Below are 14,028 nucleotides of genomic sequence, written 5' to 3'. Positions count from 1 at the left end.
CTTTATGGATTCTGAGGGACGTTTGTCGGATATCCGGTCACTACGTTTCCGTTTTTGTCGACCACTGTTCTGATCTCGATTCCATCACGTACGCCTTCCTTTACTGCGCGTGAGCCGCTTGATGTTGATGGCACGTTGGGATCTCGGGCGATATCGGCAATTGAGTTTAATGTCTTATTGTCCGACCAGCTCGATGGGAACTCAGATTTTCCAGATCTACCGGTACCGCCGCGATGCCCTCCGCCTGGTCCCCCTTCATCTCCATCAAGTATGTGCTTTACTCGATCGGGGCTTATGATGTCTTGCCAGCGGTTAGGATCTTCCGGATCATTTGGATCAGGCGGTGTAGCGTTTGTGGTGGTCGCAGGCGGACTAGCCGGTGGGGTCGCGCTGGGAGACGGCTTGTTGTTCAGGATGCTCTGCTGAACCCCATATACACCTAAAGCAAGTAGGGCCGCCGGGCACATCGCCTCACATAAAACCCCCGCAAACACAATTGGAGCGAAGGGCAGAGCCTGCGTCGTGTCTTCGGTCGCGTCGTCGTTCTCTTCACCCGCGTAGTTCTCACCGCCCCCAGGCTGGTTCGCAGGATCGTTGTTGAACTCATGGACGCCTGCGTCATCGACATGCCCGTTGGGGTCGGACTTGTTGATCGGATCGTTCTGTGAGTAAGCATAGCGGTTGGTGCCGACGCCTGGAATGGTCGGATCCCACCAATCCGGCGAGATGAACCGCCCCAGGGCCGGATCATAGAAGCGGGCGTTGAGATAGAGGAGCCCGGTCTCGCTGTCCTGGCGCTCGCCGATGAAGGCCTTGGCTTCCTTGAAGGTCGAGGTGGTGATCGGGATCTGGCCGTAGGGCCGGTAGTAGCGGTGCAGCACCTCGGCACCGGCGGCGTCGGTGATCGAGCGCACCGTGTTCAGGTGGTCGCGATGCAGGAAGGTCGCCGCCGTGCCGCGCTTGTTGATGTCGGGATAGGGGTATTTCTGCCAGACACCGTCCGGCCCCCGCTCGATCTCCGGCCCGAGATAGAGCGTCGTCTGCGGCGTGCGGTTGGGACCGGTGTTGGCGACCTTCTTCAGGCGTGAGTCGTCCGGCCCATAGGTCATGGCTGTCGTGATGCCGGTGACCATTGTTACCGTCGCCGGGCGATTGTCCCCGTCCCAGGTGTAGGTGCGGTTGGAGCCGGCCAAGAGGTTGCCGTTGGCGTCGTAGCTGTAGGCGGAGGCCCCGACCTGGGTGGGTGTATGCGGGCTGACCCAGACGAGATTGCCGGCGAGGTCATAGTTATACCACCACTGGCCGAGATTGGGATCGAGCGCCGACACCCGGTTCGACAGGGAGTTGTAGCCATAGATCCAGAGATTGCCGGGCTGGTCGGTGACACGGCACAGCCGGTCGACCGCGTCATACTGCATCGACATGCGGTTGCGGACACCAGCATTGAAGCGGTCGAGGAAGACGGTGTTGCCGTAGGCATCCTTGTGCGTGATGGTCGTGCGGCCGAGCTCGTCGACGACCGTCGTCTGGTCGAAGGCATCCGGCGAGGCCTGGTAGCTCGTGGTGACCGTGGTGTTGTCGGGATTGGTGGTCAAAACCAGGCGGTCGAGCGCGTCATAGGTGTAGTTCGTGTCATAGCCTGGCCCGACCCCGTAATAGGGCGAGGTGCGAGACTGGACGAGGCCGCGCGGATTGAAGGCGAGCCTTTCCAGCGTCAGCCCTTCCATGACGGTTGCATAGGTGCGGCCCATGCCATCGAAGAAGCGGGAGGTCCAGACCTGCTGGGTGCCGGCGGCCGGTGGCGTCAGGGTCGTGACGTACTGGGTCTGCGCATCGCCGATATTCGAATAGGTCGTCAGCGTGTAGTCGCCACCTGGCTTGACCACTGACGTCGGCCGGCAGAGCGGGTCATAGCCGTAGTGGGTGACGAGGCTGTCGATATCGGTGGTTGTTTCCGGCAGGCCGCAGAGGACATCATAGGTCGCGGTTGTTTCCTGTCGGGTGTCAATGACCGGCGCAAAGTAGAGCGGGTTCCGCGTTTTGATGGGAAAGATGTGGTAGGTGGGGTCGTAGTCGTATTCAAAGCGATTGCCGACCGGATCGACCTGGGCCGTCATATTGCCCTTGCCGTCATACGTCATGGCCGTGACGGCGAGCGTATCGTCGGTGTTCCGCCAGCGGTCGACCTGGGTCAGGTTGCCGGTGGAAGGCGCGGTGGTATAGGGCTGGTTGTCCCAGAGATAGCGGGTGTCGAGAAGGGGCGTGGAGCTCGGCCCTGCCGCCCCATAAAGCCGTTGGGCAAAGGGCTTGTCGACGATGTAGCGGTCGAAGTTGTAGGAGAAGTCGCGGTACGCGTAGCGTTCGTCTCCGACGGCTGCCAGATTGCCATGTTCAGTGACGCTGGCGATATTGGCGAAGGTGTCGAAGGTCCGCGTGACCCGGGATGTGCGATCCCCGCCGGGCAGTTTTTCGGTGACACGGCTCGCGGTGTTGAGCGCCGTATAGGGCAGCGCCGTGTTGTTGACCACATAGGTCTGGTCGACCTGGCGCAGAAGTGTGCCGGCATTGCGGACATAGCTGTACAGCGCCTTGCCGACCGCCGCATAGGCCTGCGAGAACTCGTAGTCGGTCCAGGGGCAGTTGCCGACCGCGACGCAGGGCGGGGTCATCTTGGCCCAGCGGAAGCCGAGGAAGCGGCGCTCCATGCCGTCCCAAAGGCCGCCCCCATATTCATACTTGGTCTCGGCTACGACGCCGCGGCCGTCAAGCCGCGTCACATTCGTCACCGTCTGCAGCGGCGTGCTGTACATCCGCCCGTTGGCCCAGCGCGTTGAGGGCCGATAGACGACGCCGGTGTAGCCGCCAAAGACGTTCTTGAACTCGTAAATCAGGTCGGGAATGGAACTGGCAGGGTCCCGCTTCGAGAGATAGAGGAGGGAGGTCGTGACATTGCCGGTTCCGAGGAGATCGGCCTTGCCGTCACCATTGACATCACCGGCTCCGAGAATAAGCCCCTGCGCGGGTGACGTGATTTGCACGAACCGTGATCCGCGCGCGAGAAGAAGCGCACCGGGTGTCCACAGGGCGCCGATCGCAAGGTCGCTACGTCCATCGCCATCGTAATCCCCGACCGCAATATAGCCATCGAGCGTGGTGCTGACGGCGATCGAGCCGAACCAGTTCTGGAGCTCGGACGAGCGCCCGTTCGACAGGGCGACGTCGACCTTCGAAGTGCCATTCAGGAGGTCGATGAAGGTCGCAACGTCCGTCTTGCCGTCACCATTGAAGTCGCTGGTGTAGAGCGCGGACCGGTCGGGACCCATTCCCAGGTGTTGACGCCCTGGGGAACGAAGGTCGTGCCATTCGAGAGGTGGATCTCGTAGAAGGTATGGAAACCGCCGGCAATCTGATTGATGGCAAGGATATCGCTTTTACCATCCCCGTTGAAATCGCCAACCCGGTAGCCGGTCGGCGTTAGCAGGCCGACACGCAGCAGGTAGGGGTAGAATTTGGACGTATCCCGGACCAGTGTTGTGCCGTTCCAGACATAGAGCCCGGATTGCGGGAGGCTACCGAGCACCAGGAGTTCACTGCGTCCATCCCCATCGAAGTCGCCAGCGGCGGCGTCATAGAGCACGCTGAGGTCATTACCAACGGGGGTCGGGTCGGGAATCTCCGAAGCGACGAAGCCGGACTCGGTGAAGCGATACAGCGTCGCATAGGTATAGGTATGGGTTATGTTGGGATCGCTCGGATCCGGGACGTCCCTGGCGGTGTAGACACGCACCAGATCAGAACGGCCATTGCCCTCGAAATCCGCCACAATCCAGCGGTCTTCGGCATAGTTCACGTAGCAGGCATTGGGCCCGCTATTGATGCTGAGCGTCTGCGCGTCGCCATAGCCCGTGTCGTCGTTCTTGGCGAGGTAGAACGTGGCGGCGGAAGGCGTGCAGAGCGGTGGGGGCTGGGGCGGCGTGATGACCGGCGGCAGGAAGAGGTCGCTGCGTCCGTCCCCGTTTAGGTCGCCAATCACGGTTTTCTGGCGGGGGTAGGACGAGAAGTCGAGGCCGAATGGCTGAGAAATTGGGTCGTTGAAAGAGGCGCCGGTGTTGGTGTAGCTGATGTCGATCGGCGGCAGCGCGGTGCCGCCCGTGACATTGCCGTTATCCCAGACCGCGTCCTTGCCGTATTGCTGGACGCGGATCAGCCGCGACAGGCCGGTGGCCGGGCTCGCCTCATAGGTGAAGGCATAGGCCCGCACGATCCCCGGGCCGGTCGTGATGAAGATGCTCCTGAGCTGATCCGAGACCCAGCTCAGATCGATGCCGTTGGCGAGCCGCGTCTTCTGATCGGCGCCGCGCTCCTGCCAATAGAAGTCGACGGAGGAGCCGTTGTATTGGATCTGCGTGGGATAGCAGACCGAGAAGGACGGACAGCTGTAGGAGTAATGGACGATGTTGTTGTCGTTGCGCCAGTCGAGAACCCGCCAGAGCATGTAGCGGTAGTGGCCCTCATTGCCGCTGTCGTCGCCCCCCGGAAGTACTGCGTCGAGCGATAGATATAGCGGGTGCCGTCCTTGGCCGTGACGGTCCAGGAGTTCTCCCCGCCATTGAACCGGATATGCTTGTAGCTCTCAACCCGCGTCGTATGCGTGCCGCCATAGCTGCAGCTCGGGCTGGATGAGACTTCGCTGCAGGGTACGAGCTCGGCGCCATCGAGCAGCCAGGTGTCGGCATTGTCGAAGCGCGGGGCGCCATTGATGCGCGACACCCGCACGATGTCGGAGAGACCGCCGAGATCCCAGCCAACACCAAGAAGGCCGGCATTCATACCGCCGGCGCGCAGGCCCTGGCTGGAATCATAGACGAGGCTCAGCTTCGGCTCGAGCCCCCGATAATTGGGCACCTCGAGCGGAATGCGCTGGGTGAAGCTGCCATTGAAGGGGGCTTCGGGCTCGGTTGGCGCCTGCTTGTCGAAGTCGCCGGGCGCCAGGGCTGGACCACCTTCCGCGAGCACGGTCGGCTGATCCACCTTGTATGCGTCGGCATTCTCCGCGTCCTTCTTTTCCGCGTCAGCCTTGTCGCCTTCGGCCTTATCCGTCTCAGCCTTGGCCGCATCAGGCTTCGCCTCAGGCTTTGGCGTCGCCATCGCCGGCGGCTCGGTCTTCACAGGATCGGGTGTCACCGCACCAGGTCCCGCGCGACCCGCTGTCCCCGGCGCCTTCTGACCGGTCGCCATCTCCGCGGGCGAGGGTTGTGGCGCGGGCTGTGCCGTCACCGGCTGCGCGGACGACTGCGCGGGGCTCGGCAAAACCGGCGGTCCCAGAGGGCGCGGCGGCCGGATCTGCGGACCCATTGGAGGCACGCCGGGCGCTGCCTGCGGCGGGGACGAACTGGTGGCGGGTGCCGTGGGCGCTGGCACGGTGGGGGACGGGCCTGCCGTCTGGGCCTGCACCGGCATCGTGCCGAGCGCGACGCTCACCGCGAGAATACTGATCGCAGCGCGCCGGGTGAAATCTTTAAGTGGGCTAAGCAAGTTCCAGCAAAACGCGGACGCATCGGTGCCGTTGCCAGACAACATCTGCTTCTCCCCAAGCTTCGAATGCCTGAGCTTAAGTGTAGATGCTTTCCGATAATTGGCAATAAATAGTTCGATCGAGGTCTATGGATCTCGCTCGCAGACGGCAAAATAACCGCTGAGGATTATCACCACGGCTCCCACAATAGCCCAGTTGTCGGGCACGCTGGCGAAAAACACATAGCCGACAAGCGACGACCACAGCAACTGCACATAGTTGAGGGGCGCGAGTGACGAGGCGCTGGCGCCCTGGTAGGCAAGAACGACGAACCATTGTCCTGCGGCGGCTGCCAGTCCTGTTGCAACGCCGAATATCAGCTGCGGTGTGGTCGGCGGTTCCCAAAAGATGGGCAGGAAAGCAGTCGTCACTGCCAAGCCGACCACGGCAGCATAAAGCACCCCGTCAACGGGCGCTCGCGGCTGCCGGTCCAGCGTGTTGCGACGATCGCGACAGCCCATGAGAGGGCCGCCGAAAGTGGGAGCATGGCGTCCAAGCCGAGGCCGTGGGAACCCGGCTTGATGACCAGCAGCGCTCCCGCGAAACCAGAGCCCACTGCGATATAGCGCGTAGTATTCATTGCTTCACCGAGGACCATTCGCGCAGCGAGGATGATGAGCAGCGGTGAGACAAAGAAGAGAGCAGATGTCTCCGCTAGCGGCAGTCTCTTTAGGGAGAGAATGAAAAAGACGGTCGCGCCGACGATCCCCAGGCAGCGGAGGAATTGCGGGCCGAGACATTGCGACTTAAGCGCCGACCAATCTCGACGCCAGACGATCGTCCCGATGACGACAGCCGCAAAGACAACGAACCGGATCCAGGCAATCTGCAACGGCGGTAGCGCGCCAGTTAGATATTTAGAGACTCCGCCAGAGACTGCGAAACAAGCCTCTGAGGCCATCAGCAGCGCAATTCCGAGGGTTTGGTTTTGGCGCGGCGATGCTGAGAGTTGCGGATGGGAAGCAGTATGCAAGGGAGTTCCTCAGGGGTAAATACCGACGGAAGCCAAAGTAATTGCGATCGGAGCGAATTAGAGGTGTCGCATCCTCCTGGCGAAAGAGCGCAGCCAAGCGCATCCTGGCCTCAAATCGCGTTGCACCCGATGCTCTTGAGTAATTCCGTTACATTGCCTTCGCGAGGCGTCTAGCCGCAAGGGCGTTGATGAGGGATCTTGCAGCGCAAGATAGCTGCACGGCCTGCAAGAGGATGCCGATGGCTATTTGGGTTTCGCTTGTTTCTTCCAAATGTCTGCTCGAGGAGTCGAGGGATATTCCAAAAACACCGTGTTCAAGCATGCAGCCGGGCGAGCAGCCTGTTGAAATCCGCCTGGGTGCTCGGAAGGCGGGGAGACGCGAAGGGCAATAGCCTATGGCCAGCCAGCGCTGCAGCTCGCACCTCGCCTGGGCTACAGCCGAATTCGGCATTGAATGCGCGGGTGAAGGCTGACGCATTGGTGAAGCCGACGCTTTCGGCGATTTGCCGGACCTGTCGGTTCTGGCTGACATCGGAGAGTGCCGCATGCGCCTGCAGCAGGCGCTGCCGGCGGACATAGCTTGATATGCCGCCCAAGTTCTCGAACAACCGATAGAGGCGTGACCGCGATACACCCAGCTGCCGGCAGAGTTGGTCAGGGCTGAAATCAGGCGCATGGACATTACGACGGATCAGCCGTCGCGCTCGTTCCAGCAGCGTGGCCGAAAGCGGGACATCCGCCATTTCAAGGTTGTCCGGGGTCGGAACGAGACAGCCACGAACCATAGCGAGGATGGCGACCACCAACTGCGGCACGTTGTCCGCCGAAATATGCGGCAGCTGGCGTTCCACGCTCTGCATGAAATCGGCGAGGATGCTACCCAAACCTTCGTCTGGGAGTGCACACGGCAAAGCGTCGAGCAGGTGGGCGATCTCGCCGAAATGGTCGCGCGGAATGAACAAACTGATGACGTGGCTGTCGGTGCCACTGGCGGCATAGGGCCGGGCGAGCGAGCGAAAGCTCAGGCGGCGTGGCGCCAGCCTGCGCCCCGGTTGCAGGAGTGTCGCGGCGTGCTCGGTTTGGGAAAGCGGCAGCACAAGGCACCAGTGATCGGTCGGCGGTGCTTTGCGGTGCCGGAAAGAGCGGGCGGCACCATCACCGGGCATGACCATTTCCGTGAAGACCAAGCTGCCAAGATCCCACGCATGAAGGTCTGCGGCGAAGCCGACGTTCTGGCCATCCGGCTGCGACAGCTCAATCGACGAGGCCATGAAGCTGCGCCAGGCATCGAACTGGTGCTGAGGCAACAGGTCTCGTGTCGAGAAGCGATAGGGCTTTGTCGCCGTGCTGACTTGGTCCTGCGGCGCCTCACGAGTATCTTGATGAGCCACAACAATCCTCCTCACCAAAATCCATCGCAACTTTGACTCAGCAGTTCATGCGAAGGCAAGCTGTAAGCCGGGTTAAGCACATGATGTCGCAGACCGCCATGGCGGTCTGCGGCTGAAGGCCGCCTCCTCGTATTCCAGCAGCGGACATGGCGAATGCGAGATCCCACTTAGCGGAGCGTCCTAACTCTCTGTTCTCTTGGAAGCTGCCCTGGTTGCGAAGCCGCGCCTTGGCTTTAACGGCGATCTGAAAGGAACACTGCGCCACTTGATGAACATGTGAGTTGTCCCAGATGTTGTTTTGCCCCTTCGAAGCTCTTCGAAGTGGGCGCATCAGTTGGTGCTTGCTGGTATCGATTAATCTCGATGAGAAGAAATATTGTAAATTGGTGAGTCATAATACAATTTAGTAGTTTCGGGCCTATTCAGATTTACCGGAATCTGGTCATATACTATATGACCAGGCCTGCGGCGCTGCCATGTCGCCCTCAGTTAGAGTGGGCAGCTAGCATCCATCGAGTCGTCACATTCTCGCTGCGACAATCTCCTGGTAAGGCGGATCTCCACTACATCTGCCTCACTTCTGTCGTCGCAAACGTCGTCCACGCCACCATCAACTCGCGGCGCTTGTCGAAGAGGTCACCACGGCGGTAGGCGGCTTCCACTTTGCTCTATCGTGTGGGCGAGCGCCGTCTCGCACATCGCGGGGCAAATGTGTGGTCTCGGCAGCCCAGTCCCGAAAGGACGCTCTCAAACCATGAGCCGTCACATCGACCTCCATTCGGCGCAGCATCATGAGCAAGGCCATGCTCGATAGCGGCCGGTCAACGTGTTGCCCGGAAAGATGAAAGGATTGCCGTTCAGGGTCTTCGCGGTTTGAGAATGTCCGCGCACCGATGGGAGAGGGGGATGCGATGCTTGAGGGCGGCCTTCATGCGGGCCATTTGGAATGACCTAGACTGCCTGATTGGCATCATCTCGTCCCACTGAGCATCGAAAACTTCACTGGTCCGGTCGCAGCAGAATCAAAAACTGGAACGCGAGCTTGGCTGATAAGCTGCTGTCGCTGGCACGCATGGCCTATATAAACGCTGGTACCTTGTCATAGGCGCCGCCGCATGGTGGGCGTCACGATCCCGTTGTTTCAGTCCGGTTTTGGTCACCTCTGACGTTTCTTGGCGGCGGCTTCGATCGCGATTCGATCATCAGGTCGAGGCAGCTGAGAGCCACATAGGCCAACTTTCAGAGCAAGGCGTTATCCACAGCTGAATTTACGTCTGAAGGGGGCAGCTGATGCTTTACCAAAGCCGACAATCAAAGATGCCAATCACCTGCCGCTATCGGCAGGCACAGATCAACGCCTGGCAAGGATCGCTCGACGCTGGCCGACGTGGCAGGACGTGCTGCTTGGCACCTGCATCCTGTCCAAGAGCGATTGCTGGAGAAGCTGAAAGCCTCGCCTAACTCTTCGCCGATGAAACGCGTCCCAGTCGCGAGTACTAGTGCCGTGCGCCATCGCTCGCATTTTCCGCGTTTGCCTGCATGACCACCGACAGCTGCCGCTTGAGCAGCGCAATAAAGGAGCGCTCAACGTCACTCAAGGCTCGCTGCCCGGAAAAAATGACATTGAGCGGTTGCCGCACGACGGGATCGACCAACTTGCAAACTGTCACGTGCTCACGGAGCGCGCTATCGCGCACGGCTTGGGGTGGAAGGACGGTGCAAAGCTCATCCAATTGCACCATGGCAAGACTTAAGGGAAAAGATTCAACTTCTATACAGGGCCGAAGCCGTATCCCGGTGGCCCTCGCTGCCTGGTCAAGTAGAGAGCGGATCCCGAAGGAAGCCCCTCCGAGTACCAATGGAAGGTCCTTCAGGCGAGCGAAAGGAACAACCCCGCCATCTTCGAGACCAAGTGCCTTGTTGGCAACGAGTGCGAGAGGCTCATACAGACCAAGCGATATACGGGTCGCCTGGGCATTTACGGTCTCCACTACAGCGAACGCCACAGAACCGTTGCTGACAAGGTCATGAAGCGCCTTCGTCCGCGCTTCGACAATCTTGAATGTGTATCCGGGCCATGAATGACGCAGCTCCTTAATTGAGGATGCCATCGCTTGGGCAACCGCGCTCCCGCTGTCCGCGACAGGAAGCATGCCGATGCGAACAAGCTGGCTATGACCGGCAACAGCGGCGTCCCGCCCCGTTGCAATCTTCTTCAGCCCGGTGTCGATGGCATCGACCACCGTCCGTAGCCTCTCGCCAGCGGCATTGATGGCCAGACTACCACCGGTGATACGGTAGAGGGGAGTATCGAGGGTCTGTTCCAGCTTGCGCAGTTGCGCCGTCACGGCGGGTTGCGTCACATTCGCGGCCCGCGCCGCGGCGGCGATGCCACCGCTGCGATGCAAAAGCTGGAAGTAGCGCATCTGCCGCAGCGTAATCTTCGGCTGAAAGACAACATTCTGCTCGCGGCTCTGCAGAATATTTCTGAGCGCATCCACGAATACACGCGCGGCAGGATGGTCAACGCGGATGCGTGCGCCTATCCACCGCGACGCGCCCAGCCGCAGCGGCTCGATATGAACGTCGATAAGACCCAACCGGTTCGACAGCATGCTGCGCGGCATGACAAAGGCGGCCTGCGGTTGCTCGATCATCAGCCGCGGCAGCCGGGTCGGGTCCTCGTCGACAATCTGAATTCGATGAGCGAAACCGCCTACCTCTGCCGCCTGCATCAAGCTGTTCTGCAGGTCTCGCGACATCCGGAGCAGCACAAGCGGTGTGCTCTCGACCTCCCCTAGTGGCTTCGCCAGCGATACCGCCACCCAGGGATCGTCGATCAGCGGGATCATATCCCGGCTTCCGGAATGGCTGGGATCGATCATGTCGATCTCGATCACCCCGCATGGATCTGCGGCGATCAGTGGCCCCACCCCACTCGGCTCGCTCGCGGGCCCCTCGGGACCAAAAAGAAATCTGTAGTCGAAGAAAACATCGGGATTCAGAGGATGCAGCAGCTCGACGCAACGCCCGAGGGCCTTCGACAACCGCCCGATGGCAAAGCTTAGATTGAGATCAATGGCGACGCGCCGAATGCCGCCCTCCGCGCCTGACTGAATATAGGCGCGTGCGAAGCTCTCCGCGTGCAGCAGCGTGACGGCATTCCTGAACAGCCAGAGCGCCGCCGGCTGAGGATAGACACGCTTACCCGCATGCTGGAACAAGGCAACGCCAAACTGTTCCCCCAGAGCCTGCAGACCAGCGCTCAGGGTCGACTGTGCGATGCCAAGTTCCGCCGCGGCAGCCACCAAGTTGGGATTCTGGCAAGCGACAGCAAAGTAACCGAGCTGTCTCAGTTCCATCCCCGATGTGTTCATCGCGGCCCCTTCAGCCGTGGAAACGTCCTTCTGGCGTCCAAGAGCAGCACAGACCGCCGCATGATGGAAGCCACAAATCTGAGCATGGGAGTGAACATAATCACGGCGTGAAGGCCAAGCGCAGGTGACGTTCGATTTTCATGATTGTCAGCTTCGGCATTTCTCGCGTCCAAAATGAAGGCAACCTCCCCGACACTCCGTGGAATTCTTCATACGCTGAATGAGGGGCATTCCATGTCCATAGCCGGTCGCGCATTTATCCTGGCAGCTTCGCTGGTGGCCGGTATCGGCATGGCCGAAGCCGCACCCGATTCCCTCACCAAGGCGGGCAAGATTGTCTTCTGCTCGGACCTCAACAGCCCTCCCAACCAGTATATGGCAGAGGATGGCTCGACCCCGACCGGTGTCGCTATCGACATGCTGAAGGGCATTGGTGACGAGCTCAAGCTGCCGATCGAGATCATGAACGTGAAGTTCTCCGGCATCTTTCCCGCTCTCGATACCGGCCAGTGCGACGCCATCATGGCCAGCACCTCCAAGAGCCCAGAGCGTCTTAAAAAGTACAATTTCGTCGATTACTGGGCGGTGGCCTCGGGTCTGCTCGTCAAGAAGGGCAACCCGCAAAATCTGAAGACCTATCTCGACCTGTCCGGCAAGCGCGTCGCGGTGCTCCTTGGCAGCGCCAACCAGCGCCGCCTGGAGACCGCGAACGAGGAATTGACCAAGCTCGGCAAGCCGCCCATGGAGATCGCCGCGTTCCCCGGCAATACGATCGCATTCCAGGAACTTGATCTGGGCCGCGTCGACGCCATGGTCGGCGATACCCTGGTGTTGTCCTATTTCCAGACACGATCGAACGGCAAGTTCGAAATTGGCGGCGCGCCAGTTGCCCCCTCAACGCTCGGGATCATCGTCACGAAGCCGCGCGAGGACGTCGCCGCCGCATTCCGCAAGGCGCTCGACGATTTGCAAGCAAGCGGCAAGCTGCAGGCCATGGCCGACAAATGGGGGGTCGCTGCCGGCATGACCATGTGCACCAGTGCCAAGCCCTGCCCATGACGCTGCCCATGACCCATCGGGATCGCCGAGACCTTGAGCCAGGCGGCTTAGCGCCATGTTGAATTCAATTCTCGCCTATTTCGATGGCGACGTGAGCTTCGTCTTCGACACGAGCTTTTTCCTTCGCTTCGTGTTCTCGCCGAGCCCTGCACTATTGAAGGGGCTGGGTCTGACAGTGATGGCCGCGATCACCTCGCAGGTTCTCGGCGTCATTCTGGGTTGTCTGCTGGCGCTTTCCGGTCTCAGTCGGTTCGGGCTACTGCGCGGTTTCAATCAAAGCTATCTCTTCTTCTTCCGGGGCACGCCGGTACTTGTGCAGCTTGTGCTGATTTATTATGGCCTGCCCTATCTCCTGGGTGGGGCCGACCTGTTCCCGCCGCGCGTCTTCATCGGGCCGCTGTGGGTGCAGGGCGCGCTGGTCGCCGGCATCGTCACCTTCGGACTGCATGAAGCAGCCTATATGAGCGAGATCATTCGCGCCGGCATCCAGTCTATCGATGAGGGCCAGTCTGAGGCCGCGCAAGCTCTTGGCATGACGCCCGCGCTCGCCATGCGCCGGATCATCCTGCCGCAGGCCGCTCGCGTCATCGTGCCGCCGCTCGGCAACCAGTTCAACCAGATGCTGAAAACGACCTCCCTGCTCAGCGTGATCGCGGTGCCGGAGCTTTTCCGCGTCGCGGAAGAGGTGCAATCGGCGACCTACAAGTCCTTCGAGGTCTATCTCGGTGTCTCCGTCTACTATCTCGCGCTCACCGGTGCCTGGACGATCATCCAGATGCTGATCGAGCGGAGCCTGTCGGGTTCGCGCCGCACCGTCACGGCCAACGCGAGGGCAGCGTGATGAAGTCGGCTGCGCGTGAACCGGCCTTTGTGGAATGCGAAGGCGTGGAGGTGCACTTCGGTGCCCTGCCAGTCATCCAGGGGGTCTCCTTCTCCGTTTCCAGGGGCGAGGTCGTTGCCATCATCGGGCCCTCGGGATCGGGCAAGACCACATTGATACGTTGCATCAATCATCTGCTTGCGCCGTCGGCCGGCACAGTACGCATCGCCGGCGAGACGCTCGGCGTGCGGGTGGGGGCGAACGGCAGGCTGATCAAGCTGTCGGCGCGCAAGGTCGCCGCCCAGCGCCGCTCCATCGGCTTCGTGTTTCAGCGCTTTAACCTGTTTCCGCATCTCACCACCCTCCAGAATGTCATGGAGGCTCCGATGCATGTGCTTGGCAGGTCGAAAACCGACGCGCGCGCCGTGGCCGAGAAACATCTCGCCCGTGTCGGGCTTGCCGACAAGGCCCACGCCTACCCACGCCAGCTCTCGGGGGGCCAGCAGCAGCGGGTGGCTATCGCCCGCGCGCTCGCGATGGATCCCGAGCTGATCCTTTTCGATGAACCGACCAGCGCCCTTGACCCTGAAATGGTGGGCGAAGTCCTCGCCGTCATGCGCGACCTTGCCGCGCAGGGCATGACGATGCTGATCGTCAGCCACGAGATGGGTTTCGTCCGCGAGGTCGCCGATAGGGTGATCATGCTTGATGCCGGACGGATCGTCGAACAAGGCCCGCCGGCGGAGGTGTTCGACCAGCCGAAGAGCCCGCGAACGCAAGCTTTTCTCTCGAAAATTCTCTGATCCCGCCCAGCCGTCCACGATGTGCCGGGC

Annotated in this window: 10 protein-coding genes and 1 pseudogene; 4 read left to right on the top strand and 7 right to left on the bottom strand. The window is 60.9% G+C overall.

What is annotated here, in order from left to right:
* Positions 1-2: 2 nt before the first annotated feature.
* The 6 genes from KIO76_RS23390 to KIO76_RS31655 all read right to left on the bottom strand — a co-directional run bounded on the left by KIO76_RS23390 (position 3) and on the right by KIO76_RS31655 (position 7,939).
* Positions 3-3,323 carry an RHS repeat-associated core domain-containing protein gene (locus tag KIO76_RS23390; protein ID WP_213325989.1) on the bottom strand — a complete coding sequence of 1,107 codons (3,321 nt, stop codon included), beginning with the start codon at positions 3,321-3,323 and terminating at the stop codon, positions 3-5.
* Positions 3,239-3,637 carry an FG-GAP repeat domain-containing protein gene (locus tag KIO76_RS31150; RefSeq protein WP_291976678.1) on the bottom strand — a complete coding sequence of 133 codons (399 nt, stop codon included), beginning with the start codon at positions 3,635-3,637 and terminating at the stop codon, positions 3,239-3,241. The genes KIO76_RS23390 and KIO76_RS31150 overlap by 85 nt, the downstream gene beginning before the upstream one ends.
* Before the next feature lie 677 nt (positions 3,638-4,314).
* A complete protein-coding gene (locus KIO76_RS23385; protein ID WP_213325988.1) occupies positions 4,315-5,580 on the bottom strand; it encodes a SpvB/TcaC N-terminal domain-containing protein in 1,266 nt (421 codons plus the stop codon).
* Positions 5,581-5,661: 81 nt separating this feature from the next.
* The gene (locus tag KIO76_RS23380) at positions 5,662-5,946 is read right to left on the bottom strand and encodes a DMT family transporter (protein WP_213325987.1); all 285 of its coding nucleotides are present in this window, start codon (positions 5,944-5,946) and stop codon (positions 5,662-5,664) included.
* Positions 5,943-6,548 (bottom strand): DMT family transporter, encoded by a 606-nt coding sequence (locus KIO76_RS23375; protein ID WP_283771517.1) that lies wholly within the window; start codon positions 6,546-6,548, stop codon positions 5,943-5,945. The genes KIO76_RS23380 and KIO76_RS23375 overlap by 4 nt, the downstream gene beginning before the upstream one ends.
* A 314-nt stretch (positions 6,549-6,862) precedes the next feature.
* Positions 6,863-7,939: a helix-turn-helix transcriptional regulator gene (locus KIO76_RS31655; RefSeq protein WP_213325985.1), complete on the bottom strand. Its 1,077-nt coding sequence runs from the start codon at positions 7,937-7,939 to the stop codon at positions 6,863-6,865.
* A 1,366-nt stretch (positions 7,940-9,305) separates the two neighbouring features.
* Between KIO76_RS31655 and KIO76_RS31810 the strand changes: the two are divergent.
* A pseudogene (locus KIO76_RS31810) lies at positions 9,306-9,418 on the top strand (IS66 family transposase); the annotation flags it as partial.
* A gap of 17 nt (positions 9,419-9,435) precedes the next feature.
* Here the strand turns inward: KIO76_RS31810 and KIO76_RS23365 are convergent.
* Positions 9,436-11,316 (bottom strand): LysR family transcriptional regulator, encoded by a 1,881-nt coding sequence (locus tag KIO76_RS23365; protein ID WP_213325984.1) that lies wholly within the window; start codon positions 11,314-11,316, stop codon positions 9,436-9,438.
* A gap of 234 nt (positions 11,317-11,550) precedes the next feature.
* Between KIO76_RS23365 and KIO76_RS23360 the strand changes: the two genes are divergently transcribed.
* The 3 genes from KIO76_RS23360 to KIO76_RS23350 are packed head-to-tail and all read left to right on the top strand — an operon-like array spanning position 11,551 to position 13,998.
* The gene (locus KIO76_RS23360) at positions 11,551-12,375 is read left to right on the top strand and encodes an ABC transporter substrate-binding protein (protein WP_213325983.1); all 825 of its coding nucleotides are present in this window, start codon (positions 11,551-11,553) and stop codon (positions 12,373-12,375) included.
* A 55-nt stretch (positions 12,376-12,430) separates the two neighbouring features.
* Positions 12,431-13,216: an amino acid ABC transporter permease gene (locus tag KIO76_RS23355; RefSeq protein WP_213325982.1), complete on the top strand. Its 786-nt coding sequence runs from the start codon at positions 12,431-12,433 to the stop codon at positions 13,214-13,216.
* Positions 13,216-13,998 carry an amino acid ABC transporter ATP-binding protein gene (locus tag KIO76_RS23350; RefSeq protein WP_213325981.1) on the top strand — a complete coding sequence of 261 codons (783 nt, stop codon included), beginning with the start codon at positions 13,216-13,218 and terminating at the stop codon, positions 13,996-13,998. The genes KIO76_RS23355 and KIO76_RS23350 overlap by 1 nt, the downstream gene beginning before the upstream one ends.
* Positions 13,999-14,028: the final 30 nt, after the last annotated feature.

It is taken from the genome of Chelatococcus sp. YT9 (genome assembly GCF_018398315.1).
In the GTDB taxonomy this organism is placed as follows: Bacteria; Pseudomonadota; Alphaproteobacteria; order Rhizobiales; family Beijerinckiaceae; genus Chelatococcus.
This window is presented reverse-complemented; position numbering and strand designations above follow the sequence as displayed.

Bases quoted from the DNA above. Each gene is read 5' to 3' on its own strand.
- KIO76_RS23355 (WP_213325982.1), top strand. From the start codon at position 12,431: ATGTTGAATTCAATTCTCGCCTATTTCGATGGCGACGTGAGCTTCGTC.
- KIO76_RS23390 (WP_213325989.1), bottom strand. From the start codon at position 3,323: ATGGGTCCCGACCGGTCCGCGCTCTACACCAGCGACTTCAATGGTGAC.
- KIO76_RS23385 (WP_213325988.1), bottom strand. From the start codon at position 5,580: ATGTTGTCTGGCAACGGCACCGATGCGTCCGCGTTTTGCTGGAACTTG.
- KIO76_RS23365 (WP_213325984.1), bottom strand. From the start codon at position 11,316: ATGAACACATCGGGGATGGAACTGAGACAGCTCGGTTACTTTGCTGTC.
- KIO76_RS23350 (WP_213325981.1), top strand. From the start codon at position 13,216: ATGAAGTCGGCTGCGCGTGAACCGGCCTTTGTGGAATGCGAAGGCGTG.
- KIO76_RS23360 (WP_213325983.1), top strand. From the start codon at position 11,551: ATGTCCATAGCCGGTCGCGCATTTATCCTGGCAGCTTCGCTGGTGGCC.